This is a genomic window from Actinotignum sanguinis (assembly GCF_030230305.1).
In the GTDB taxonomy this organism is placed as follows: Bacteria; Actinomycetota; Actinomycetes; order Actinomycetales; family Actinomycetaceae; genus Actinotignum; species Actinotignum sanguinis.
On record NZ_JASPCQ010000015.1, the window covers coordinates 15,684 to 41,048 of the forward strand.

Here is a 25,365-nt window from a genome sequence, read left to right on the forward strand (position 1 = left end):
ATGCTGCGTTTGCCCGCTTAGCTAACCTCTCGGAACAGTACAGCTAGTCATCTTTTGCTTGACGAACACCCTTGATAATTCCGGGAAGCATGAAGGATAGGCGTAGCGCGACATATGTGGCAGCGAAGACCGCGAACCACATCAAGCCGTTATGCATATTCCAGCCCGGCTCTTTTGCCAGGAAAGCCACAAGCAAAGCGACCAATCCGGCGCAGATATCCGCTATGCGGGCTCTAGTCTTGTCAGTCATGAGCGGTTCCATATCTATTAGTTTCGGTCATGTACCCTCATCGGGTTGTGGGCTGCACCTTGAGAAAACGGGTGCGGCTCTGCGTTGAGAGGTGATACCAGTTAACCACGCAAGGATATTTCTGGACTACCGATAAGTGTCGGTATTATTACCGGGATTTTATAGGTGCGTGGATGGCGGCGCTTGAGGGTTGGCCTACCCGCACTGTTGATCCTTCCATCAACCTGTGATTCCAGCTTTGATAGCGGTGATCCCTAGTTCAGCACGCGTTGCGCACCCGGTGCGGTTGAGGATATCGGAAACATAGGAGCGCACGGTAGTTTCGGTTAGTCCGGTTCGCCGAGCAATATTCTTGTTCGCCAGAGCTTGGAGGAGCAATTGGAAAACGGGGCGCAAGTGATCCGGTAATTGCTCTACCGCAGCAACGAAATCTGCGTATTCCTCTTTGCTCTGCTGGACTTTCTCGTAGGAAGTGATCAGGATTTCGGTCGGACGGGGTGCCATAACCTGCTGCCCACTGTAGGCCTTGCGGATCAGTTGGGCGAGTTCCGGAGCGATGATGTCCTTAGTGAGAAAACCGCGTACGCCAGCGCCTATAGCTTCCCCGAGAGATTCTTCGTGTTCGAATACGGTGAGCATAACGATCACGATGTGAGGGGAATCGTGGCTAATTCGTTTAGCGGCTTCGATGCCGCTCATGACCGGCATATCCACGTCAAGAAGAGCAAGGTCCACGTTCTGGTGACTAAGTTGATCAATTGCTTGCGCGCCGTCAGCAGCGGTAGCGACTACAGTAACGCCCTCTTGCTCATTGAGTAGCCGTGCAAGGCCCTCGCGGATAATGGGGTCGTCATCGGCAAGTAAAATTCTAATGTTATCCATGCGCTACTCTTTCGGGATAGCGGTTTGCGTGCTCGCAGTTTCCAAAGGAACAGATGGGTGGGCGGGCAAAGTTATATAGGTTATCCACTGTTGATCTACCGCGCTGGATTGTATCGTTCCCCCTTCGGTTCTGATTCGGTTAGCCAGATTTGCCAAACCGTATCCACTGCTCATATGTGAAGTCTGCGGTTGTGAAGCGATCTGATTACTTAGGGAAAGTGCGAGCAGATTAGGTGCCGTTGTTACCTCTATAACGAGATTTGCTTCCGAGCCGGCGGGTGCGTATTTAAGAATATTGGAGGCGCACTCGCGAATTGCTAAAGCCGCTGTACGGCGCTGTTGCCGCGTCGTTAGGGTATCAATGTCGCCGGTGATATTGACTTCCAAAGTTATATCTCTGGTGCTCAACATATTGGATACTTGCGTGATTACCTCGGACAGCGGGGTTTCGGTTGCCGTTGTATCCATGGAGAGGATGAGCGGACGGATCCTCCTCGAAGCGCTTGTGGCAACCTTGACAAGCTTGTCTAATTCCTCGGATAGATCGGGATGCCGAATGGCAATATCCTGGGCAAGAATCGCAACATGAGCCAGGTCTTTTGCTGTGCTGTCGTGCAGTTGACGTGCTAACTCTTGTCGAGTTTGCCGCACGGCTTCAAAGGCTTCTTTCGTTCTTTCTTCTGCCAAAGCACGGCGATTGTTTTGCCAGAGCAGAACCAAGCCAACGGCCAAGGTGCCTATGTTGGTAATTAATGAGCTGAATACTTGTAGCCCAGGAGTCGGGCTTATAACGATAGACACAGTCGCCTCGACAATCATGGTGGCGATGACCGGAATGATCCAGGATCGTAGGAGCCATATGACGAGTAAAAGTGTTACGGCAAAACTAGGAGCGACGCCAACAGCATCATAAACGTTAAGCGTGATGTAACTTGCTATAAACAATGGTTCGCACACTCGGAAAAATCCCGCTAGTGCAAATAGTGTCCACAAGCAGATATTGGGCAAGAGATAACACATCTCGAAAGTGTAAAAGCCCAATATAGCAGTGATAATATCGATTGCCGCGAAGGCAACCGCACTGATAACGAATAGTGCCCGCCGTTCATTAGATGAGAGTGTATAACTAGGGGCAGGGGTGTGCAGTGTCACGAAGTAGGGCATCGTTTTACCGCGGCCGATACTTTTCACAACTATGCAGCTTCGGCATTGCCGCGCAGATCCTGGGAGGCGCGGCTTGGGGAATGTACCAGCTGTGGTCACCGGAAATTTTGTTAACGCTATAGTGCATTTCTCTTCCGGCACAGGCTGGGGTAGTAATTGGCATTGTAGTTGCGGGGAAGACTAACGCACATAGAGCTACCACGGCACTAAGAGTGGGCATGGAATTCCTTTCTTTTCGACTTCATCGATTTTTGAGTCGATGCTTCTGTTATTAAATTCTGGCTGATGAACGTCGGTATAGCTAACCGACATTCGTCGGTATCTCTAAACCGTCTGTAGTGACTAGCTTTAAAACGTTCATGATTCCGATCAAAGAGGAAGGACACATTTCATGAATACGCGTATTTTTGCGACAAAGGTAACGGTGTCGAGCGCATTGGCTATAGCTTTGGCTCTTGGCACTACCTCAATTGCGGTTGCGCAACCAAATGCAATGCACGGCGATTCTTCGGCTGTGCTTAGCGTTGACGAGTTGCAAGGGGTGGAAAGCGTTGACCTTGATGCGGAAGAGATTGACGCTGTGGCTGCGGATATTGAAACGCTGTTTTCTGTCTATTTATCGCAGAATAAAAGTGGAAAATGGTACATCACACAATCCGGCATGGAATCTGAGGTGCCACAATCTGATTTAGCGGTGATCGTTTCGATGCTGAATGGCGATACGCGCTTTGCTGGGAGCGCGGGAAACACTACCAGAAGTCTGAGTCCGTATGCCCAATGCATTATCGACGCGAGCGGTTTAGGCGCGTTAGGAGGGCTCTTCTCGGGCGCTATTGGGTCGCTCATCGAAAGGGGTCTATGGAAAGAAGCGGCAATCAAGATCGTGAAAATCGTGGGTAAAAACGCCATTAAAGGAGGTGTTGTAGGACTGGCTGCGATGTTGGCGGGTTCTGCTATTTGGTGCCTTACTCCGTGGTCTAAATAGGTAGGATAGCTCCATGAGGAAGCTTTTTTATAAGAAAGATTGGCTGCGGGTTTACGTGGTTACCCTGGTGTCCACCTGCCTGATGGCGGGCTTGTTCTTTATCTGGATGTACGTAAAGAACAAGGATCAGTTCTCGACCTTGATGGCGGACTATGGCTCGGACTTGATCGCGTATTGCCTCATGCTGGTTATCGTGCTTCCGCTGGTTTCCGCATTGCACGCAAAGCGGCGGCAAGATCAGCGCAAGTAGCCTACATCTCGAGGAAGCGCAGGATCGCGGGGAAGTCCTCGTTGATCTGGGCGGTGCCTGCCGTGAAGGAAGCTTCTAGCTTCGCCACATTGGTTTCCCGGTTGGAGACTAGCTGGTGGCGCGGGAAATAAAGGTAGGCCCGCCCCCGCGCTTCCAAATCAAAAAGATGGGCCCGGGTGGCGTTGTACTTCGCTGCGCGTTCCTCCAGCGCGGTAACGAGATGAGGGTATTTGCGGAAAGCCGCCCTGATCAGCGCAGTGGCCTTCCGGGAAGGCGCCGGGCGCACATAATCGCGCGGTTTCGTCATAATAACGACGGCGCGCTCGAAGCCAGCAGCCTCAGCGGCATCGATAGGTATACCCCCGGATGGCCCGAGGGCGCCGTCGGCATAAAGCTCACCGTCCAGTGATACGAAAGGCATAATGCCAGGCATCGTTGAGGATGCCTGCACCCGCACCAGCAGATCGTCAAGAACGTTAATATCGCTGCGGTGCCAGTGCACGGCTGCGCCGTCGCTCAAACGAAAAGCGCTGATATCAAAATCTCCAGGAGTGGACTGGAACGTAGCGAAATCGAAAGGGAGCGCTTCGCCGGGACGTGAGGTGTGACGGTAAATATAATCCGAGTTGAACGCGCCCTTGCCAGCCAGGAAGGTCCGCCAGTTGCCAATATTCGGATCCGCTCCGAACTCCACGAAAGAACGCCGCGCCCGTACCGGGTCACGGCTGAGGTAATTCGCCACGTGACTGGAACCCGCCGAAATGCCCGAAACGTGCGGAAACTCCAGCCCAGCCTCGATGAGTTTGATAACCACCGGAGCCGTGGCGCTCGCGCGCATACCACCGCCCTCAAAAACGAGGGCGGTCTCAGCAATCTGCGACATGGAGTTTCCTTTCTACGAGCCAGGCCGGAGTGGGTGCTGCCCTAGCTAGCCGCGGCCGGGCCGCGGCCCACGCTACCTGCCGCGCACTCCTAATTCTCCCATTCCGTAACGCAGCGAATTGACTTCGCAACTGCATTCGGTGGCGATATTGATCGTGGAGGCAATGGCGCCTTCAGCGCGCAGCTCCAGCAAGCGGGGAACCACCCGATCCCGCAATGACCACGGGTCAATGGTATTGACGTAGATCTTGGTGCCGCCTTCGAAACCGGCGAGCGTGGAGGTGCGCCACTTGAGGAGCACCCGCCACGGGGTCGCTACTTCCATATCCCGTGAAGGCGCGTACCATTCCTCATTCGTGGGAATATCAGGGCCGGTGGCCGCGTGCATAGCGTGCACCAGATCCGAAACGGCGCGTAATTCGTGGCGGGTGTGTTCGAAGGGCTGGGAGGCTTCCGAGCGTGACCATACTTCGAGAGTGGGGTAGCGATGCCCGAACCCGGCGTAGGCCACCGCGTACTTATTCTCCGCGATAACGAGATTGTGGTAACCGGCGTAATCCACCCCGTACTCATTGAAAATATTGGGGTTATCGCGCACCCGGTCCACTTCGTAGCGGTGATTGACGGTGCGTTCATCAATGGACACCAGCTGCTTATGCAGGTGCTCGAACGAGGCTCCGGCCGGTCGCAACCAATTCTGGAATACCTGCACGTATTTGACGTAGCGGTTTTGTTCGTACAGATCGCGCATGGCATCCGCAGTAAGTAGGAAGTACCAGTAGTGCTCAGCCGGGGTGAGGGTACCCGAGCCGGCCCGATTCGCGGTGGAATCCGAACCTGGTACATAGTGGTGGCGCCCGATAATGAGGTCATGCCCGCCCCCGTAGAAAGGCAGCGCGCTCAATAGGCGCTCCCGCTCCGGAAGCGCATTCCAGGCATCCTCATCCATGCCCGAAGCAATGGCCTTGTTATGAGCCACGGAGAGCACGTGGGCCCGCCCCGCCGCATCTGAGGTGTAGCGCTCAAAAGCATCCTGGCGGCGGGTGGTGAGTTCGTACTGGTAGTTGGTAGTCCAGTACTGGAAGGGAACAATCTCAAAAAGATTGGGAACCCGCCGGAAATCCCACGGATCCGCCAGAGAATCCACCGGGGCATCATAGGTGATCCGAGCTTCGCCCGTGGCGGGGTTACCGACGATGCGAGCCTTTTCCGGCGGTGTTTCCAGTACCCGATCCGCGCAGAAAGAACAGAAGTTTTCCGGGTGGTCCGCGCTCAACGGTTCCGCGATGGGAACTTCCGCCTTGAGGGGGCGGTTGGCGCGGCCTGGCTGGGTCCACACTTCGGTGCCGGAAAACGGGTTGATCTGTTTGATGGTCCCGTCTGGAAGCCGGGTAATAGGCGGGCGGATTTCGTGGCGTACAACCATAAGTTTCCCTCACGTTCGGCAGCAGAGCCACCCACCATAGTAGTGGGTAGCTCCGCTGGGAGCACGGTAAAGCCGAATGTCGCGGCCGTAGCGGGCGCTTGTTTAGCTCAGCGAATACCCGGCCTGCGCCAAGGTTGCGTAGGCTTCGTTGACGAAAGCCCGCCGCACCTGCACTTCATAAGAATTGGCGGTGGTGGCCCGCACCGAAGCGAAATCACGCCGCCCGCCGGTGAAACCGTGCGAGAGCGCGCCCATAATGGCCCCGAGCACCGCGCCGCAGGCGAGCCCGAAGAGGAGGACCTGCCAGAGCACCACGGCCGGCGCGAAAAGAATAAAGAAGAAGGAGAAGAAGAGACCCCAGGAAGCCCCGCCCGCCGCACCGTATAGCGCGGCTTTCCCGGTGGTGAGGCGCCCGGTCACCTGCTCCACGCTTTCCAGATTCACGCCGACGATACGCACATTTTCCACCGGGAACCCGGCATCCGAGAGCGTATCCACCAGGCGTTCGGCCCGCCGATAATCAGAAACTTCCGTAATGGTGCGGTAATCCGCGGCACTTTGTTCAGCGGCGCGCGCGGTGGCGGACGCGCCAGTAGTTATGTTTTCACTCATAGGCTCATCCTAAAGCTGGCCTATGACAGAAAAACCGCCGTCGAAACGAAAATCAGCTGCGCGCCGGAAATACTCGCTACCGGTGGAAACCGGTGCTGTTATTCCGGCGCGCAGTCTGGTTGGTGTTAGTGTGCGCGTGCGCGCAGCTCACACGGCTGCGACTCAGCGACTTTATTCGATGGTGGACAGGTCAGCGGCGCCGATAATCCCGGCGTCGTTCCCGAGCCGCGCCAGGCGAATCTCCGGCAACGTCCGGTATTTCGCCACGGGGAGAACTTCGGGGAATTCGCGTACCAGCGGATCGAGTACGAGCGAACCGGCCTCGCTCACCCCGCCGGCAATTACGAAGATTTCCGGATCGAAAATGGTTGCCATATCCGCCAAGCCGATGGCATTCCAATGCGCGAGCTCATTGAAAACATCGAGGGCCATTTCATCGCCTTCCTGAGCGGCCGCGGTCACGGCCGGGCCGGTCACTCGCCCTTCACCCAGTTCCAGGATGCGGGCGGCCCCGCTGGGGTAATTCGCGGCCCGTTCGGTGGCGAAACGCACCAGCGCGCTGCCCGAGCCCATCACTTCCCAGCAGCCGCGCGATCCGCACCCGCACAGCGGCCCGTTGGGAACCATGTGGATGTGCCCGATTTCCGCGCCGAAACCGAAAGCTCCGCGCAGCAGATTCCCGTTCATAATGACGCCGCCGCCCAGCCCGGTGCCGAGCGTGACCACAACGGCGGATTCCGCATCCGCGGCCGCACCGAAACGGTATTCGGCCCAGGCCGCCGCGTTGGCGTCATTTTCAACGACGACGGGCATGCCGGTGAGCTCAGCGATACGCGAACCGAGCCGTCCGTTCTGCAGGGGGACATTCGTGCCGTAAATCAACGTATCGCGATCCGCGGCGATATAGCCGGCCTGCCCGATTCCCACGGTGGTAGCACCCGAGGATTTGAGGTCGTTGACGCAGACGGCGATGGTTGCGATAAAGGCCTCGGAATCCTGGCGCGGAGTGGGGCGCCGGACCCGCTGCAAAATTTCACCTTGTTCATTGACGACGCCGGCGGCCACCTTCGTGCCGCCAACATCCACACCGATGCTCAGAGTCATGGTGCAAGTCTACCTGGCGTAGCCCGCCGGATTCCGGGATGGCGCAGCGGCGTCGTCGTGCCGAAAAAAGAGTGCGCACGGGCGTGACGCAGCTCGCGAAAAAAGAGCGGGAATAAAAACCGGCACCCCAAGGTTGAGTTTGGTGGACTCAAGAAAGGGCGAGCCGATTGGACATAGGTTCTCGGATCGTTCAGACTTGGAAGGAAACTTTGTCGAAGGGTTCGCGGCCGGTACTGCCGGTACCGCGGATCTGCGGCACGAATGCAGAAGGAGCAATCATGGCACGTGCAGTAGGTATTGACTTGGGAACAACCAACTCCGTGGTGGCCGTCCTCGAAGGCGGGGAACCCACGGTCATCGCGAACGCGGAAGGTGCGCGCACCACCCCGTCCGTAGTGGGCTTCTCTAAGAGCGGAGAAGTGCTCGTGGGTGAAGTGGCTAAGCGCCAGGCTGTCACCAATGTTGATCGCACGATTTCTTCCGTCAAGCGCCACATGGGCGATGATTGGAAGGTTGATATTGACGGTAAGGATTACAACGCGCAGCAGATCTCCGCGTTTATCCTCCAGAAGCTGAAGAAGGATGCGGAAGCCTACCTGGGCGATACCGTGACGGATGCGGTTATTACCGTGCCGGCCTACTTCAATGACGCGCAGCGCCAGGCCACCAAGGATGCCGGCACTATCGCCGGTCTCAATGTGCAGCGCATCGTCAATGAACCCACGGCGGCGGCGCTGGCCTACGGCCTGGAAAAGGGCAAGGAAGATGAAACAATTCTCGTCTTTGACCTGGGTGGCGGCACCTTTGACGTCTCCCTCCTGGAAGTGGGCAAGGATGAGGATGATTTCTCCTTCATCCAGGTGAAGGCCACCTCCGGGGATAACAAGCTCGGTGGGGATGATTGGGATCAGCGCATCGTCAACTGGCTGGTTGACCAGGTGAAGAACGCTTCCGGCGTGGATCTGTCCAAGGATAAGATCGCGTTGCAGCGCCTCAAGGAAGCCGCGGAAAAGGCGAAGATTGAGCTTTCGGCCGCTACCTCCACCCAGATCTCGCTGCCCTATATTTCCATGAGCGAATCCGGGCCTATCCACGTGGATGAAACCCTCAGCCGCGCCAAGTTCGAGGATATGACGAAGGATCTGCTGGATCGCACCAAGACCCCGTTCATGAACGTGATTCGCGATGCGGGCATCCAGGTTTCCGATATTGACCACGTGGTGCTGGTGGGTGGATCCACCCGTATGCCGGCCGTGAGCGAAGTGGTCAAGGAACTCACCAACGGGCGCGAACCGAATAAGGGTGTGAACCCTGATGAAGTTGTGGCTGTGGGTGCGGCGCTGCAATCCGGTGTGATCACCGGGGACCGCAAGGATGTGCTGCTTATTGACGTGACCCCGCTGTCCCTCGGTATTGAAACCAAGGGCGGGAGGATGACCAAGCTCATCAAGCGCAATACCGCTATTCCTACCAAGCATTCGGAAACCTTCTCCACCGCGGAAGATAACCAGCCTTCGGTATCCATCCAGGTGTTCCAGGGCGAACGTGAGTTCACCCGCGATAACAAGCCGCTGGGCACTTTCGATCTGACCGGGATCGCGCCGGCTCCGTCCGGGGTGCCGCAGATTGAGGTCACTTTCGATATCGACGCCAATGGCATCGTGCACGTATCCGCGCGCGATAAGTCCACCGGCAAGGAACAGTCCATGACCATTACCGGCGGTTCGGCCCTCTCCGAAGAGGAAATCAACCGCATGGTCAAGGAAGCTGAGGAGCACGCCGCCGAGGATGCCAAGGCCAAGGAAGAAACCGATACTCGCAACCAGGCTGAGCAGACCGCGTACTCCATTGAGCGTTTGATCAAGGACAATAAGGACAAGCTCACCGATGCCACCGTCACCGAAGTGGAGGGGGCTATCGCCAAGCTACGTGAAACCCTCAAGGGCACCGGCAACGTGGAGGACGTCAAGAGCGCCCTGGCCGAACTCAACGAGAAGTCGCAGAAGATCGGGCAGGAAATTTACGCGCAGGCCCAGGCTGCTGAGCAGGCCGGTGGTGCGAATGCGTCCGGCGGGGCCGCGGGTGGTTCCGGTGCGGCCGGTTCTTCTGATGACAATATCGTCGACGCCGAAGTGGTGGACGATGAGGAGAATAAGTAATGAGTGAGGACGATCTGAATCGCAACGGTCCGGAAAGCGTGGAGGAGCCCGGCGCCGGTTCCGGTGCGGGCGCTGTTTCTGGGAACGACGACGCAGCTACCGCCGCGGCCTCACCGGCTGCTGCGGATGCGGCTGGCGCGGCCGTGGCCGATGAAGCTGGCGCGGGCGAGGTTGGCGATGCGCGGGCATCCGAGGCCGAATCCGCCGGTGCTGAGGGTGTTGCCTCCGGTCCGCTTAGCGAAGCAATGGCCACCATCAGCACCCTGGAGGATCAGCTCAAACGCGCTCAGGCATCGCTCTACAACACCGAAACGGAGTACACGAATTACGTGCGCCGCTCCAAGCAGGAAGCTGGAGCGCACCGCGATTCGGGCACTCTCAAGGTGATCGAAGCATTGCTTCCGGTTCTTGACGATGTGGAGTTGGCTCGCCAGCACGGTGACCTGGAAGGGCCCACCGGTTTGATCGCGGAGAAAATGGAGCAGATCCTCTTCTCCACGTTCAAGGTGGCGCGCTTCGGTGCGGTTGGTGACGAATTTGATCCGGAATACCACGAAGCGCTCATGAATCGTTCCTCGGCTGAAGCGACCGCTCAAACTATTGAGACGCTTATCCAACCCGGCTATACCGTGGCGGATAAGGTGCTCCGCCCGGCCCGGGTGGGAGTCGTTTCGCCGGAATAACGCGGGGAAGTGGGCGCGGGTCGGCTCCGCATACACGGCCGGCCCGCGCGGCACCCACCCGTACGTAGGTAGCAACAATACGGAGTACACACTAATTTCACCGAGCATACTCAGCACGATAAGAAAGGGGAGGTGAGCATATGGCAGGGGCAAGCCAAGATTGGCTCGATAAGGATTTCTACCAGGAACTCGGCGTGAAAAAAGACGCCACCCAGGAGGATATTAAAAAGGCCTACCGGAAGCTATCCCGCCGTTACCACCCCGATCGGAATGGCGGTTCGAAGGACGCCGAAGAAAAGTTCAAGAAGGTGGGGGAGGCCTACCAGGTTCTCTCCAACCCGGAGGATCGCAAACAATACGATGCGATCCGGGCTCTCGGGGCCGGCGGGCCCCGCTTCCGGGCCGGTGGGCAAGGCAGCGGCGGTTTTGAGGACATCTTCTCGATGTTCTCCGGCGGCCGCGGCGGAACCTACCACGCCTCATCTTCCGCGGGCGGTGCCCGCGGGGGTAGCTTCGGTGGCAATTTCGAGGATGTCCTAGGCGGACTTTTCGGGGGCGGTCAGGGAGGCGGTGGCTTCTCCGGCTTCGGCTCCCAGCGTCGGGCCCAGAAGGGTGCGGATATGACTGCCGCAGTCTCGCTCCCGCTCCGTCAGGCTGTGGACGGTGCCACCGTGAAAATCCAGACGGCCTCCGGTAAATCCGTGACCGCGAAAGTCCCCGCCGGGGTGAGCGATGGTCAGAAAATTCGGATCGCCGGGAAGGGCCACCCGGGTCTCAACGGTGGGCCGGCCGGCGATATTATCGTGACCGTCCACGTGGAACCCCACCCGGTTTTCGATGTGCAGGGTAAGGACGTGTACGTCAACGTCCCGGTATCTTTCCCGGAAGCCGCTCTCGGGGCTACCGTAGAAGTACCAACGCTGGCAAGTAAGACCGTCCGGGTGAAAATCCCGGCCGGTTCTTCCACGGACAAAATTCTGCGGGTACGCGGCAAGGGCCTCACGGCCAAGGGATCCGCCGGGGATATGTACGTGCGTCTCAAGGTTGTGGTTCCCACCCGGCTTTCGGATGATGCCCGTAAAACCGTGGAACTGTTCGCCAAAGCCACAAGCGACGCCGACCCGCGGGCGGATTTCATCCGCATGGCGAAGGTGTAGGCGACAGAATAGCGAAGCGGCACAAGGAACAAGGCGTTCGGCTAGCCCGGCCCCACCCGGGGCCGGGCCCGGAACCCCAATGAAGGAGGTTGAGGAGGTATGGCGAATCGACGCGCACCGCTACTCACGGTGTCAGTAGCGGCCGAACTTGCGGGTATGCATGCCCAGACGCTGCGCCAATATGACCGCCTGGGGCTGGTATCTGCCAGGCGCACTCGCGGAGGCGGGCGGCGCTACTCCCTGGAGGATGTGGAACGACTCCAAGAAATTCAACGCATGTCGCAGGAAGATGGTATCAATCTGGCCGGAATCGCCCGCATCCTCCAGATGCAAGAGCGTATTGACCAGCTCACCCGCTCCCTCCAGCGCGCCGAACAAGAACTCGCGGCGGAGCGGGAACGCGCTAACGAGCGGCGCGCCCATGCTCGCCGGATTTTCGCTGCCGGGGCGGATGGCGACGTCGTTCTTACCCGCGGCCATAAAGATCTACGCGAATATCTGCGCCACCAGGCTGCTCAGCGCCTCGCACAGTTACGTGCCCAAGAAAGTACCGGGCCTTCTCGCGCAAGCTCCACGGCGAGTTCCACCCGCCATCCCGGCTCCGAACTGGCTCGCTACCAACCCCATACCCTTGATCTGCTCCTCGCCGCGCTCGCGGTGCAGCTGGATCGGGAGCACAGCCGCGACTACAACCACGAACGTGACCACAGTCGCGACTACAACCACGAAAGCGGCGCGGCACGCGAACGTCCCGGGAACACCGCGCAGTACTGCTAGGGTCACTATGTGCACGCACTGCTAAGAATTTTTCGTTTCACCTCCGCGCTGTCGCGCTACTACGTGGCGGTGGCCCTCGCCTCCATCCTCGTAACCACCGGAACCATTATCGTTCCCTTCGTGCTCGGGGCCGCCACCGATACCGCCGTTGCTGCCGTGAGCGGCAGCCTCGACGTTGGGGTGGCGGTGCGGCGGGTGATCCTGCTGGCGGGCGCGTTCCTCGCCATCGACTTTTTCTCCACCACCGTGGACTCGCTGGGCGGATACGCCGGAGATCTCATGAGCCAAAAAATGCGCTCCATCCTCTCCGTGCGCTATTTCGATAAACTCCTCACCCTTCCCCAAGATTATTTTGATCGCGAACTCACCGGCACCATCACCTCGCGCCTCAACCGCTCCATTATGGAGGTCACGAATTTCGTCAAAAGCTTCGCGAACTCCTTTTTCACCACGCTGCTCACGGTGCTGGCCGTCCTGGTTATTTCCTTTATATATTCCCCGTTACTCTGCCTCCTTCTGCTTATTATTTTCCCGATCTACATGTGGCTGACGGCCCTCACCTCGCGGCGCTGGCAGGGCCTAGAAGCGCAGAAAAACGAAGATATCGATGTGGCCGGCGGGCGCTTCAACGAAGTAATCGGCCAGATCCGCGTGGTCAAATCCTTCACCCGTGAACGCGGCGAACTCGCGCATTTCGCCCGCCACTACGAGCACGCCGAGAGTCTCACCGCCAAGCAATCCCGCCACTGGCACGGTATGGATTTCCTGCGCCGTATGGTTATGGCCATTATTTTCTTCGCGATTTACGCCATTATTTTCCTGCGCACCGCCCGCGGCCAATTTTCCGTGGGAGATATGGTCATCTTGGTGCAGCTCGTGGGGATGGCGCGCCGCCCAGTCATGTCAATGAGCTGGATCGTGGACACCACCCAGCACGCCATCGCCGGCTCGCGCGACTATTTCGAGGTTATGGAGCTCACCGAAACCGAACGCGGGCAGCGCCCCGTTATATCCAACTCCGCTGCTCTTTCTGGCGGAGCTGACCCTACTTTTAACGACGACGCCGCACCGGCCCGCCCGCGTACGGCCCGCACGCTCCACCACAACGCGGTGGAGGCTCAGCCTGATGTGCCGGCAATTCGTTTCGAGAACGTGACTTTTGGATACGGCACAGATCCAGATGTCTTACGCGATGTTAGTTTCACTATCGAGCCGGGGGAACGAGTGGCTTTCGTTTCCGAATCTGGAGGTGGGAAAACCACTCTCACCTCGCTTCTTCTGGGGCTCTACGAACCGCGGGCCGGGCACATTGAGCTCTTCGGCAGCGATATCGCGGATTTGTCGCTTCGGCAGGTGAGGGCCGCTATCGGGGTAGTTTTCCAGGATCCGGCACTTTTCTCCGGAACAATTCGGGAAAATATTGCTTACGGACGCCCGGATGCTACCGAAGAAGAAATTCTCGACGCCGCAACCCGTGCCCACGCGGATCGTTTTATTCGGCGCTTTGCCCACGGCTATGACACTGTCATCGGGGAGCGCGGGCTCAAGCTTTCCGGTGGGCAACGCCAGCGCATCGCGGTGGCTCGTGCGATGCTCAAAGCCGCCCCGGTTCTGGTACTGGACGAAGCGACCTCCGCGCTGGATACTCGCTCCGAGCGGTGGGTGCAGGCCGGTTTGGAAGAACTCATGAAGGATCGCACTTCGATTATTATCGCGCACCGACTCTCGACCATCGCCAGCGTGGACCGCATTATTACTCTGCGCGCCGGGCGCATTGATGAGGTGGGTAGTCCGGCTGAGCTCGCTGAATCCGGGGGTATCTACGCAGAACTGCTCGCCTTGCAGAATGACAACTCCGCGCGCGCCCAGCGTCACCTCAAACGCTACGGTTTGCGGTGAGTGTGGAAGCCGCGAGCTGGGAGCGAACTGCGTTGGTGTGCAATAGCGGCGCCGGCCGGGTTTTCCCTTGATATTGGGCCGATTGATCAGTTTCTACTGCAATGATCTGGTAAGGTTTACTGCAATGATTTGGTAGATGCTACTGCAATGATTTGGTGAGTTCTGGGGTAGCCATGTGGTGATTCTGCTATCGCACTCAGGGAAGCACAAGTGACCGGAGGATAACCGCGCATGTACAACGCGGGTATCCCGGCAACAGGCGGCAGTGTGGTTGTGGATTAACTCTAAGGAGTTACCGTGACAACCACAGTACTGTAGCAGCGGTGAAAAGGAGGCTTTATGACGACTACCAAGGATGAGCCTGTAGAGGTGCCGGCAGATTTTCGGATGTCGGTTGAACCAGTTGCCTTAGGTAATCTGTCGCAAGAAGAACTGACCGTAGAGTTGCAAAAAGGAATCGACTCTCTGGCGAGCGGAAAATCATATAGTGCAGATGAAGTAGACCGACTCCTTAAAGACGCATATAGGGTATGAAGTTCTGCAAGGTAGCTTATTCTTGGCAAGCTGGTCTCGTTATGAGAATCCAGTATTGTATATGATGTGGAAAACGTATTTTAGTTCGCCAATGCGCTTTCGATATTCCTTTTAGCGCACAGTACTCTTGAAATAAGAACTTCTTTGACCGATTCCTGCGTGAAGTAAAAAATAAGGTAATTATCACATGAATTAATGCGGAGTCCACGGCTTCTGTACGGTTCAAAGTTAGCGAGCCTATGCCGCTTCGGGAAGTTGTTAAGGCCTTTTGTCGCCATTTTGATTCTACTTATTGGCCTCTGTGCGGTTTGGGGAGACCGAATTCGGGGAGACCGAAGATTGAATGCGATATAGGCATAGATGGACCGTAGGTCTTCCTTGGCTTCTCGTGAAATAACTACGGCATAGCTCATGCATTAAATTCCTTGTCCAAGGCTTCAAATACCTCGTCTGCCGGCTCGGTATCTCCGGACAGGATTGACTGGTAGCCTTTGTCCAATTCGAGCATCAATTCATCTCGAGTCAGCGAGCTGATGCCGACTGGTTTTCTATACGAGAGCTTTGCGTCAAAGGGAAGCCCTTGCTGCTGAATAATCTGCTTATAAAACATGGTAATAGCACTCGACGGCGGGAGTCCCAGAGAATTAAGAATGTACTCTGCTTGCTCTTTGACATCGGGATCGATGCGGACGTAGAGATTAGCTGTCGTGGCCATAAAATACCCCTCCTATAGAAGAGGAGGTGCTTATGTATTGGCATGTGCAAGTGGGCGTTATCGGGAACTGGCGGTGTGATTTGGCCGGTGTGACTCTTGGCGCTTAGCGCTTGGTGCGGCCCCGCTTAATCCACCCGCTCGGCCAGCACCATGCATTCCATGTGCCCGGTTTGCGGGAACATGTCCATGAGGCGTGCTTCGTGCACGGCAAAGCCATCCAGCAGCCCCAGGTCTTTGGCCAGCGTGGTGGGATTGCACGATGAATAGATGAGCCAGCGCGGGGGATTGACCGCAATCCACTCGGTGAGATCTGTCAGGCCACGCCGGGGTGGATTAACGATGAGCAGATCGGGCGTGCCGCCGAGCTTGCCGGCGGCACGTGCGGCGTCGCCGGCAAAAAACTGCGCGGAACTACCGGCGTTCGCGGCAGCGCGGCGCGCGGAATCCACCGCTGCCTCGGAAATCTCCACGCCGGTCACGCGTCGCCCCGGGCCGGCCACGTGCAGCGCGAAACCACCCACCCCGCAATACAAGTCCCATACCGTGCGCAGCCCCTCCAAACCGGCGGCCCAGTCTCGCGCCTGTGCGTACATCGCCCGGGCAATCGTGGTATTCGTCTGGAAGAAGGAACGCGGGGTGAGGTAGAGCGTGACCGTGCCGAGCGGGAAGGGGAGCGTATCCTCCGCCGTCAGCACAATCTCTTCCTCGCCTTCCACGAGGGCGGCGCGCTGCGGCAGCAAATTGACAGAAATAACCCGCGCGTTCGGGAGTTGCGCACGTAACCAGGGCAGATGCTTGCGAATCCGCACCACCGATTCGGTTGAGCGCAGCACAAAACGTAGTAGCAGCTCACCGCTCGGCGCCGCGGTGAGGAGAATATTCTTCAATTCCCCGCGCCCGCTCGGCACGTCGAAAGGCGTGAGTCGCGCCCGCCCGATGAACTCGGTTAGCACCGGGAGCGCCGCGGTAATGGGCTCTTCGTAGAGTCCGCATGCGCGCAGGTCCACCCCGCGCATGCCCCGATCCAAAATTCCCAGCGTTGGCGCCTGCGTGGTTCCGCCCACGGCAAGTTTCGCTTTATTGCGAAAATGCGATTCGGGGGAGAGCGCCGGCGGTAGCCACACCGGGTCGAAGGGCGCCAGCAATTCAGCCAGGCGCGCCTCTTTGTCCGCTACCTGAGCGGGGTATGCCTCACCCATCCGGGTACACGAACGGCAGGTCCCCGCCTCAAAATACGAACAACGCACGGTCCCAGCTTAGTGGGCGCGCCCCGCATCCACGGTCTCCACCACCGCGAGCTCGCGCACCCCACGCCGCGCCGGTCCTAATTCCACCCCGGTGATCGCCCCGGCCGCGGTTCTTTCGCCCACCAATTGCTGGCACAATTCCGCCAATTCTTCAGCTTCGCGCGGCGGGGTATCGGCCAGGAGAGCCAGGCGTGCCACCCGCCCGCGAAAATATTTCGCGGCGTGCGAGATCGTACGGGACGTTGCGCCCGTGATGCGGGTGGCGGTTATTTTCACGACGTCGCAGCTAGCTGGCACCTTCCATCCCGCATAGGCACCGGATCTCGCGTCGATGACCAAACCGGTGGCCCGACTGTTAAGAACCGGCCAGAGGGGTGCCCAGCGGGCCGAAATCTTCGCGCCGCCCAGTTCTACGTTCATTCCCAACCTGTAGGAGGGGATGAGGTCAAGCGGTGACGTGGCTCCGAAAAGACCGGAGAAAATCAGGGTGTGCTCGCCGGCGCGGGTGAGTTGGGTGGCAGAAAAGCTTCCCATATCGAGAGCCTGGTAGAGCACTCCGGTATAGACCTGCCAGGCCGGAGCGCAGGGCTGTTCCCGCAGCGTGATTTGCGTGGCGACTTCACCAGCAATGCTCGGACCCACCCCGAGAATATCAAGGGCATCGGGGCGGCGAGATACGGCTTCCAGCTCCGCCACCAGTTCGGCGCGCAGCGCGGTGAATTCCGGGATGCTCAGGGCGCTGAGATCCAGAGTGGGGCCGCTGGCCGGTGCGGTTTTCCCTTCCGAAGGAGGGAGGAGGATAAGCATTGTTTACTCCCCGCTTTCCGCGTCGGCGTGCCAGAAGAAGAGCTCAACTTCGCCGCCCGGATTCCCGGCGGTGGTAGTCGCGTCGCCAGCGCCCGAGTTGCTATCGCCCGTGGCGCTCGCGCCCGCAGTTCCGGCAGCAACGCCGGTGATACGAACGCGCGGGTGCGGCTCGAGATCGAGGCGCACCCGCAGCTCGGCGGGTTGGCCGGAGTCCACACCGCCGGGGGCTGCGTCGTCGTGCTCACGCTCCCACACGCGGTACTCGATCCAGGTATTATCCTTGCCCGTGACCTCAAGGCGGGCGCGGGTGAGCCACGGGTGGGTGCGGCGCAGCGCGATGAGAGCGCGGTAGGCGCTATATATCCCGGCGCCCAGGTCAGAGAGTTGTTCGGGGCGTTCGGGCAGGGGCGGGCGCAACTGGTCGTCGGCAGAAAAGCCCTCGAGTTTAGTTCCCGTGAAGCCCTGTTCGTCCCCGTAATAAATCGAGGGCATTCCCGGAACGGTGAACAGCACCGCGGCGGCCAGCACCGCGCCGGCCGGACCCACCGCCGTGGCAATACGTTCCACATCGTGATTGCCGATGAAAGTATTGGGAATGAAATGTTCGCAGAACTGCGCGTGCCGCCCCAGATTCCAGTCCAGCTCCCAGAAATTACGCGAAGCGATGGATTGGCGGATCGAGGCCCAGAGTTCGTACTGGGTGAGCGTATCCACCCTGGACCGCGCCACAAAATCGGAATAGTCACCGTGGATAACTTCGCCCAGGAACAGAGCTTCCGGGAATCGCTCGCGGACTTTCCCGAGCACCTCGGCCCAAAAATCGGTCGGAACCGCGTAGGCCACGTCTAGGCGCCAGCCGTCAATACCGCGTTCCAGCCAGAATTCCATGACCTCGCGGACCAGCTCGCGCACGTGCGGCGAAGAATGATCGAGGGTAATGAGATCCCCGTGGCCTTCCCAGGTGTGGAAATCGCCGCTCTCGGTGCGCAGGCCCAGCTCCTCCACCTGCGGGTGGAAGCGGGAAATATGGTTGAAAACCCCGTCGAACAGCACCCGGATGCCGCGGCGGTGCGCTTCTTCAATGAGATGGGTGATATCCGCGTTATCGCCCAGGCGCGGATCGAGGCGGAAATGATCGAGGGTGTCGTAACCGTGGGAAACGGAAGCGAAAATCGGGGTGAGGAGCAGGCCATTCGCGCCGAGCTCAATAAGATAATCCAGCCACGGATCCAAGGCTCGTAAACGGTGTTCACCGGGAGTGGCTTCGGGAATCTCCCCGGCCGCGGTTAGGGGGTTATGCCCCTCGCGAATGGGCGCCCCGCAGGCGCCCAGGGCAAAAACCTGCCACCAGATAGTGTCGAGCTGTGACATAGCTGAGAGCCGCCTTCCTTCGCTTCTTCATGGCTAAGAGTGCTGCCGCGGAGCCCGCTCAGCTGGGTGAATGTGCTGCGGCCCCTCGCTCGATTCTAGAGCGAAGGGCCGCGAAGATAAACGCCAGGCGATAACCGCGCAGCGGTATCAGCGAAGTAATCAGCGTTTACTGCAAGGTGACGGTCGCGTTATGGATCCACCCGGTTTCCAGCTCCAGCTTGGCCGGAACCGCGTCGGCTGGCACATCGTAGAGCAGCTTCCCGGTCACGGTATTCCCCGGATTGACCTTCTCGTAAATCATCGACGCATCGCCCAGATACAGGGAATCGCCGGAAACCGAATGCTGGCGCCCCTCGGTATCCACGAGCTTCTGCTCCGATTCGGAGAATCCAGCCGCTTCCTTCCCGGTGTTCTTCACGGTTACGTCCACAATGACGTACTGACCCGTGGCATCCTTACCGAGCACGTCATTGCCGATATGGCTCACGCCCTTGTCCACATTCGTCACGGTCACTTCAAAATCACCGAGAATGACAGGAGTGCCGATGCCCACGGTTGCGTCGTCGTTCTTATTATCCTGCGCGCCCTCGGACTCGGCCTTCTTATCTGCCTTATCCGCGCTATCCGCAGCGTTCCCAGCGGCGGCGCTATCGGCGGCCTGCGAGCTGGAGCTGGCGGCAGGCTTGCCATCGGATTGCTTCGAGAGCGAGGCACCGATAACCGCGAGCACCACAATAACGAGGAGCGCGGTAAGGAGCTTATGGCGCGCAAACCAATTCTTTTTCTGCTCCGGAGCGGGAACTGCGCCGTACACCGGCGGCGTGGATGCTGACATGCGAGAACCTTTCTTTATCTACAGCGGTGGGCGCCGCCCCGGCCCGGTCATAAGCCGGCGGCCAGAGTCGCTCACGTATCGCCTCCAGGGTAGAAGGGCCGCGCGGCGGGCACATCCTCCACATGGGCAGAGCCGGCTCATCCCTTCGGGTATTATCCGCGGGCCGAACGGCGGTTCTGGAGCGCGCGGGCGGGTCGTACAATCACAGGCATGACAGATCACGCGCCGAAGAATCGCAGCGGTGCGGCGGCGCGTGCGGGCCAGAATCCAGCGCGCCGGCGCGGGCCGGCCGCCATCCCCTTCTACCTCAAAACAGCCGCCATATATATCGTCATGGCGGTGGGGGTCGGCTACCAGATTGAGCGCACAAAAATCCGCGCGCTTCCCGGCTGGCTCGGCACCCTCGACGAAGCCGCTATTTTCCTCTCCATGTGCTGCGGCATTACGGCGGGCGTGTGGGTGGCGCGCCGGGAACGCTATCCGCGCCGCGCGCTCGCGGTTGCGGCCGTGTGTTCCACGCTGGGCGCTATCGGCCCCGTGGTCGGGTTTTTGCTGCCGCGCTATCTTGCGGGGGCCCGCGTGCAGGGGCGACGACGCCGCGCCCTGGGCGTCTGCGCCATGTATGCCCTCATTACCGCCTGGCAATTCGCCCGCGAACTGACCGGGAAAGATTACAACTCGTCCTGGGTGATGGGCTTCCTCAACCACCAGAATCCGCTGGATGATTTCCCGAATAATATTGTGCCGCTCCTGGTTCTCTACGCGGTGGCGGTGCTCCTTCCTATCGGGTGGGGGCTGTGGCGCAGTGCCACCGCAGAACTCCAAGAAACCCATGATCGGCTGGAATCCACCAGCGAGGAACTCCAAGCCTCGGCCGCCGCCTCCGAGGAGCTGGAAACCCAGCTCACCCGCAAAGAAGAACGCGATGCCCTGGCCCGGGAAATTCACGATTCCATCGGGTCCCAGCTGGCCATTATGAGCCTGCAGGCCGGTTCTTTGGAATTGCTGGCGCGCGGGGATGCCGATTTAGAAGAAGCGGCCAGGTCGCTGCGGGAATCTTCCCGGCAGGCCACCGATGATTTGCGTTCCCTCGTGCGGGTGATGCGTGATCCGAGTTCCTCGGCCTATCGCCCGCCGCGTTCCCTCACCGAATTAGCGGATCATATCGATAAGGTGCTGGCGGCGGGGCATCCCGTCGTCGCCAATGTTTTTATTACGGATGCGGAACGCGCCCCGGCCGCGGTAACGACGGCGTGCTACCGCATCGTCCAAGAATTGCTCACTAACGCGGTGAAATACGCCCCGGAAGAAACCACCCGGGTGCGGGTGAGTGGTGGTCCCGAGCAGGGGCTCGATATCGCGGTGCGCAATGCCATGCCTGCCACACCTGAAGGTGAACAGGGCGAAAGCGTCCGCGGGGCAGGCTCGGGATTGCGCGGGGTGCAGGCGCGGGCCCAGGCCCTGGGCGGGCGCGCCACCTTCAGCACCACGGGCGGTGTTTTCGCAGTTCATGTGCACCTACCCTGGGACGGGAGTACCCGGGGTGGCACTCCTGGAATGGTAAAATAGCTCGGTGCCGATTTCCTCACCTATTCGCGTTATGGTCGTGGATGACGATCCGATGGTTCGCCGTCTCCTGGTGCAAATTATTAACCTGAGCCCGGAGCGGGATAGTGAGGTTGTGGCGCAGGCGGGTACGGCCCGCGAAGCTTTGGAAACTCTCACCGCGGTGAAGGTCGACGTCGTGCTCATGGACGTGGCGATGCCCGGAGGGATGGACGGAATCGAAGCCACGCGCCAGCTGCGGAGTTTCCCGCATCCACCCCAGGTGATCGTGGTGACCACCCTGGATGCTGATGATGAAGCGGTGCGAGCCGCGGAAGCCGGCGCCTCCGGTTTTATTCTCAAATCGGAAGACCCCCAGGTTCTCCTCCAGGCGATCCGCAATGTGGCAGCCGGGGACGGCGCCCTCTCCCCGCGGGCGGCCAAGCAGGTATACGAATACTTGGCGGCGACCCGCACCGTGAGCGCGCGCCGGCGTGCCCAGGAAAAAATCGCGCGGCTCACCGCCCGCGAACTCGAGGTAGCCCGGCAGGTCTCGCTGGGGCTGTCGAATCGCGATATCGGGGAGAAACTGCACCTATCCGAATCCACGGTGAAAACCCACCTGGCCGCTATCGTGGCGAAAATGGGTGTGGAAGGACGCATTGGGGTTGCGGTGGATATGACGCGCGCCGGGCTGCTCGACGACGACCCGGTCTAGCCTGGAACGGGTGCGCCCGCGCGCCAGAGTCACCGGGTGTTTACCCGGTGTTTAAGAGTTGGCGATGCGGCACCGCTAACGTGGAGGCGGCGTGAATCACCCTCCGCGCCCGCCACGCGCGGATCGCACAGAAAGGTCGCAACGTGAAAAAACGTGCCCTCGCGGGCGTTGCGGTACTATCGGCCACGGCTTTGATGGTTCCCGGCGTCTACCTCCTTCCGGCGTTCGCCGCGCCGGACGGTTCCGGAATTGTTATTAATGAGATTTATACGCGGGGTGGGTCCTCCGGGTCCACCTACACTCATAAATACGTTGAGCTGTATAACCCGAGCTCGGTGGCCGTTGACCTGAGCGATCTGGCCCTGGGCTATTCAGCGAGCCACGGGAAGAACATTTCTTCCAAAGTGGCCCTGAGCGGCAGCTTGGAGGCCGGGGCTTATCTGGTGGTAAGTGCCGGATCGAATGGCCCCAACGGTTCTCAGCTCCCGGAGGGTGTCACTTCCCCGCTCAACCTTGGGGCCAAGGGCGGGATTGTGGTGCTGGCGCCGTCGTCCCGTATTGACGCGGCTCTGGCCGATCCCGCCACCGCTATTGACCTGGTTGGATACGGAAACGCAAGCGTGGCGGAAGGCGAGGCAGCCCGCGTGGGCTCCAATTCCCAGATGGCCGCGAACTCCGCTTCTCGCATTCCCAACGGTTCGGATACGAATAATAATTCGGCCGATTTTAGTGTTGTTCCGGCTACGCCGGGACGGGCGAACGACGGCGCAACTCCGGGCCACCCGGATCCCGGCACCCAGCCGCAACCCGAGCCGAGCACCGGTCCCGGCACCGATCCAACAACGGACCCCGGCACGGGAACCACAAGCGATCCGGCCGTGCCCGTGCCCATCGCGCAGATCCAGGGAAATGGGCAGGCAAGTCCGCTCGCCGGGCAGGAAGTGACCACGCGCGGCGTCGTAACCGCGGCCTACCCGGAAGGCGGGCTCAACGGGGCCTATATCCAAACACCCGGGGTGGAACATACCGATGCCTCCCACGGTATTTTCGTCTACGGAACGGCGGCTGCCCAGCTGGAGGCCGGTGCCTATGTGGAAGTGCGCGGCGCGGTTACCGAATTTTACGGACTGACCGAAATTAATGCCGCTGCTATCACGGCGCTGGAGGAAAAACCGGCCGCTCCTGAGCCGGTCGAGATTGCCTGCAATGCCACGGCCGCGCAGCGCGAAGCGGTGGAGGGCATGCTCGTGCGGGTAACCGGGCCGCTCACGGTGACCAATAACTATGCCACCAACCAGTACGGCGAAGTGGGCCTGGCCTGCGGCACCCAGCCGCTGTGGCAGCCCAGCGAACGTTTCAACCCGAGCGAGAATCCGGAGCAGGTGCAGGCACTGGATGCCTATAACGCGGCGAATGTGCTGGTATTGGATGATGGGCGCTCGCGGGCCTACTTCGGGCGCAATGCCCAAACGAATGTGCCGGTGCCCTACCTCTTTGCCGATAATGCCTCCGCCAAGGGCGTGCCGGTGCGAGTGGGGGCCGCCGCCACTCTCCAGGGCGGGCTCATTATGGACTTCCGTAATAATTCCTGGAAATTGCAGCCGCGTTTCCCGGTGACCCTGGAAGATGGGACGGATCGCTCCACCGAGGTCGTCACTTTTGAGAACACCCGCGCGGGCGCGCCCGGGAAACTGGACGGGGATATTTCCCTCGCCTCCTTTAATGTGCTCAACTACTTCACCAGCCTCGGTGAAAATGAGAAGGGATGCCGTTCCTACACCGACCGCGAAGGTAATCCCATCGCGGCGAATCGGTGCAAGGTGCGCGGGGCCTATACCCCGGAGTCCTTCGCACGTCAGCAAACCAAGATTGTGCGGGCTATCAATGAACTGGACGCCAGCGTGCTCGGGCTGCAAGAAATTGAGAATACCGCCCGGGTCTCCGGCGGGGATCGTGATACGGCGGTGCGGGAGCTAGTCGCGGCCCTCAATGCGGACGCGAAGGCGGAGCGCTGGGCTTATGTTCCTTCCCCGGCGAAGGTGGGGGAGAATGAGGACTATATTCGCCTTGCTTTTATCTACCAGAAGGACAAGGTGCGGGCGGTGGGGCCCTCGCAGATCCTCAATAGCGAGTGGTACACCGGAACCGCGCGCCAGCCGCTGGCGCAAAGCTTCCAGGCGGTTGTGGATGGCGAAGGCGTGGGCCCGGAGTTCGTGGTGATTGCCAACCATTTCAAGTCCAAGGGGTCGCTATCCAAGAAGATCGCGAATGACGAGGATGTGTACCAGGGCAATAACAACCTTTTGCGCACCAAGCAGGCGGAGACGCTGCGCGATTGGATCGCGGCGGAGTTTGCCGATAAACCGGTGTTCGTGGTGGGGGATCTCAACTCTTATTCGAAGGAAGATCCGATCCGGGTCTTTGAGAAGGCCGGATACACCAACCTGCACGCGCATTTCCAGCCGGATACCTACACCTATCAATTCTCGGGGCTGGTGGGTTCGCTCGATCACGTGCTGGCGAATCCAGCCGCCGCGAAGCTCGCCACCGGCGGGCAGGTGTGGAATATTAATTCCCCCGAGGCAGTGGCCCTGGAATACTCCCGCTATAACTACAACATCAAGGATCTGTGGGACGAGAGCGCTTTCCGTTCCTCGGATCATGACCCCTTCAAGGTGGGGCTCAAGGTGATTCCGGAGCAGGAGGATCCCGCGCCGGTGCCAACTCCTACGCAGCCTGCGCCGGAGCCTACTCAACCTGAGCCTACTCAACCTGAGCCGGAGCCGACTTCACCGGAGCCGAGCGCGCCCGAACCGACTCAGCCTGCACCGGAACCCACGCGGCCGGAGCCTACATCCGAACCGGCACCTGTGCCGGCGCCAACATCCGAACCGGCACCCGCGCCGGCACCGAGCACCGGAAATATGTTCTACCTATCCAATAACTGGCAGACCACCGTGGCCGACCTCGTTTTCAGCTATGGCCGGGCCGGCGATGAAGTCCTGGTCGGTGATTGGGATGGTGATGGTGTTGATACGTTTGCGGTGCGGCGGGGGAATGTTTTCTATGTGAAGAATTCTCTGGCCAGTGGCGTGGCGGATGCCGTGTTCTCCTATGGCCGGGTTGGTGATGAGGTCCTGGTCGGTGATTGGGATGGTGATGGTGTTGATACGTTTGTGGTGCGGCGGGGGAATGTTTTCTATGTGAAGAATTCTCTGGCCAGTGGCGTGGCGGATGCCGTGTTCTCCTATGGCCGGGTTGGTGATGAGGTCCTGGTCGGTGATTGGGATGGTGATGGTGTTGATACGTTTGCGGTGCGGCGGGGGAATGTTTTCTATGTGAAGAATTCTCTGGCCAGTGGCG

At 59.5% G+C, this 25,365-nt stretch carries 24 protein-coding genes; 11 read left to right on the top strand and 13 right to left on the bottom strand.

Annotated elements, in window-relative coordinates:
• Positions 1-43 precede the first annotated feature (43 nt).
• The 3 genes from QP828_RS07530 to QP828_RS07540 all read right to left on the bottom strand — a co-directional run bounded on the left by QP828_RS07530 (position 44) and on the right by QP828_RS07540 (position 2,323).
• Entirely contained in the window at positions 44-250 is a 207-nt protein-coding gene (locus QP828_RS07530) for a hypothetical protein (RefSeq protein WP_274734297.1), read from the bottom strand.
• Positions 251-469: 219 nt separating this feature from the next.
• Positions 470-1,132: a response regulator transcription factor gene (locus tag QP828_RS07535; protein ID WP_274734299.1), complete on the bottom strand. Its 663-nt coding sequence runs from the start codon at positions 1,130-1,132 to the stop codon at positions 470-472.
• 3 nt (positions 1,133-1,135) lie between these two features.
• A complete protein-coding gene (locus tag QP828_RS07540) occupies positions 1,136-2,323 on the bottom strand; it encodes a sensor histidine kinase (RefSeq protein ID WP_274734301.1) in 1,188 nt (395 codons plus the stop codon).
• A gap of 364 nt (positions 2,324-2,687) precedes the next feature.
• Between QP828_RS07540 and QP828_RS07545 the strand changes: the two genes are divergently transcribed.
• The gene (locus tag QP828_RS07545; RefSeq protein ID WP_274734303.1) at positions 2,688-3,281 is read left to right on the top strand and encodes a hypothetical protein; all 594 of its coding nucleotides are present in this window, start codon (positions 2,688-2,690) and stop codon (positions 3,279-3,281) included.
• A gap of 13 nt (positions 3,282-3,294) precedes the next feature.
• The gene (locus QP828_RS07550; RefSeq protein WP_274734305.1) at positions 3,295-3,531 is read left to right on the top strand and encodes a hypothetical protein; all 237 of its coding nucleotides are present in this window, start codon (positions 3,295-3,297) and stop codon (positions 3,529-3,531) included.
• Position 3,532: 1 nt separating this feature from the next.
• On the opposite strand, the gene QP828_RS07555 is transcribed toward QP828_RS07550, so the two are convergent.
• The 4 genes from QP828_RS07555 to QP828_RS07570 form a co-directional block, all read right to left on the bottom strand.
• Positions 3,533-4,414 (bottom strand): patatin-like phospholipase family protein, encoded by an 882-nt coding sequence (locus tag QP828_RS07555; RefSeq protein ID WP_274735548.1) that lies wholly within the window; start codon positions 4,412-4,414, stop codon positions 3,533-3,535.
• A gap of 72 nt (positions 4,415-4,486) precedes the next feature.
• Positions 4,487-5,839 (bottom strand): DUF4921 family protein, encoded by a 1,353-nt coding sequence (locus tag QP828_RS07560; RefSeq protein ID WP_274734307.1) that lies wholly within the window; start codon positions 5,837-5,839, stop codon positions 4,487-4,489.
• A 102-nt stretch (positions 5,840-5,941) separates the two neighbouring features.
• Positions 5,942-6,451, bottom strand: a complete 510-nt coding sequence (locus tag QP828_RS07565) for a general stress protein (RefSeq protein WP_274734308.1) — start codon at positions 6,449-6,451, stop codon at positions 5,942-5,944.
• A 171-nt stretch (positions 6,452-6,622) separates the two neighbouring features.
• Positions 6,623-7,555 (bottom strand): ROK family glucokinase, encoded by a 933-nt coding sequence (locus tag QP828_RS07570; RefSeq protein ID WP_274734309.1) that lies wholly within the window; start codon positions 7,553-7,555, stop codon positions 6,623-6,625.
• A gap of 278 nt (positions 7,556-7,833) precedes the next feature.
• Here QP828_RS07570 and dnaK point away from each other — a divergent pair, with 278 nt between their 5' ends.
• From dnaK to QP828_RS07600, 6 genes are all read left to right on the top strand, one after another.
• Positions 7,834-9,714: a molecular chaperone DnaK gene (gene dnaK, locus QP828_RS07575; RefSeq protein WP_274734310.1), complete on the top strand. Its 1,881-nt coding sequence runs from the start codon at positions 7,834-7,836 to the stop codon at positions 9,712-9,714.
• Positions 9,714-10,397, top strand: a complete 684-nt coding sequence (locus QP828_RS07580; RefSeq protein WP_274734311.1) for a nucleotide exchange factor GrpE — start codon at positions 9,714-9,716, stop codon at positions 10,395-10,397. The genes dnaK and QP828_RS07580 overlap by 1 nt, the downstream gene beginning before the upstream one ends.
• Before the next feature lie 140 nt (positions 10,398-10,537).
• A complete protein-coding gene (locus QP828_RS07585) occupies positions 10,538-11,554 on the top strand; it encodes a DnaJ C-terminal domain-containing protein (RefSeq protein ID WP_274734312.1) in 1,017 nt (338 codons plus the stop codon).
• 99 nt (positions 11,555-11,653) lie between these two features.
• Entirely contained in the window at positions 11,654-12,331 is a 678-nt protein-coding gene (locus QP828_RS07590; protein ID WP_284891472.1) for a heat shock protein transcriptional repressor HspR, read from the top strand.
• Between the two features lie 9 nt (positions 12,332-12,340).
• On the top strand, positions 12,341-14,230 hold the full coding sequence (locus tag QP828_RS07595) for an ABC transporter ATP-binding protein (RefSeq protein WP_284891474.1): 1,890 nt from the start codon (positions 12,341-12,343) through the stop codon (positions 14,228-14,230).
• A gap of 339 nt (positions 14,231-14,569) precedes the next feature.
• The gene (locus QP828_RS07600) at positions 14,570-14,764 is read left to right on the top strand and encodes an antitoxin (RefSeq protein ID WP_274734315.1); all 195 of its coding nucleotides are present in this window, start codon (positions 14,570-14,572) and stop codon (positions 14,762-14,764) included.
• 80 nt (positions 14,765-14,844) lie between these two features.
• Here QP828_RS07600 and QP828_RS07605 read toward each other — a convergent pair whose 3' ends face one another.
• From QP828_RS07605 to QP828_RS07630, 6 genes are all read right to left on the bottom strand, one after another.
• Entirely contained in the window at positions 14,845-15,177 is a 333-nt protein-coding gene (locus QP828_RS07605) for a type II toxin-antitoxin system RelE/ParE family toxin (protein ID WP_274734316.1), read from the bottom strand.
• Complete coding sequence (locus QP828_RS07610) at positions 15,174-15,479, bottom strand: type II toxin-antitoxin system RelB/DinJ family antitoxin (protein WP_274734318.1); 306 nt, start codon at positions 15,477-15,479, stop codon at positions 15,174-15,176. Before QP828_RS07610 ends, QP828_RS07605 begins: the two co-directional genes overlap by 4 nt.
• A gap of 125 nt (positions 15,480-15,604) precedes the next feature.
• Positions 15,605-16,678, bottom strand: a complete 1,074-nt coding sequence (locus tag QP828_RS07615) for a methyltransferase domain-containing protein (protein ID WP_274734319.1) — start codon at positions 16,676-16,678, stop codon at positions 15,605-15,607.
• A gap of 57 nt (positions 16,679-16,735) precedes the next feature.
• Positions 16,736-17,533 carry a YaaA family protein gene (locus tag QP828_RS07620; RefSeq protein WP_274734320.1) on the bottom strand — a complete coding sequence of 266 codons (798 nt, stop codon included), beginning with the start codon at positions 17,531-17,533 and terminating at the stop codon, positions 16,736-16,738.
• A gap of 3 nt (positions 17,534-17,536) precedes the next feature.
• Entirely contained in the window at positions 17,537-18,904 is a 1,368-nt protein-coding gene (locus QP828_RS07625; protein WP_274734321.1) for an alpha-amylase family glycosyl hydrolase, read from the bottom strand.
• Positions 18,905-19,070: 166 nt separating this feature from the next.
• Complete coding sequence (locus tag QP828_RS07630; RefSeq protein WP_274734323.1) at positions 19,071-19,739, bottom strand: DUF4352 domain-containing protein; 669 nt, start codon at positions 19,737-19,739, stop codon at positions 19,071-19,073.
• 210 nt (positions 19,740-19,949) lie between these two features.
• On the opposite strand from QP828_RS07630, the gene QP828_RS07635 reads away from it, so the two are divergent.
• From QP828_RS07635 to QP828_RS07645, 3 genes are all read left to right on the top strand, one after another.
• Positions 19,950-21,308, top strand: coding sequence for a sensor histidine kinase (locus QP828_RS07635; RefSeq protein WP_274734325.1), 1,359 nt, complete (start codon positions 19,950-19,952; stop codon positions 21,306-21,308).
• 4 nt (positions 21,309-21,312) lie between these two features.
• Positions 21,313-22,002 (top strand): response regulator, encoded by a 690-nt coding sequence (locus tag QP828_RS07640; protein ID WP_274734327.1) that lies wholly within the window; start codon positions 21,313-21,315, stop codon positions 22,000-22,002.
• A gap of 143 nt (positions 22,003-22,145) precedes the next feature.
• A partial coding sequence (locus QP828_RS07645; protein WP_284891479.1) for an ExeM/NucH family extracellular endonuclease occupies positions 22,146-25,365 on the top strand: 3,220 nt, incomplete at its 3' end.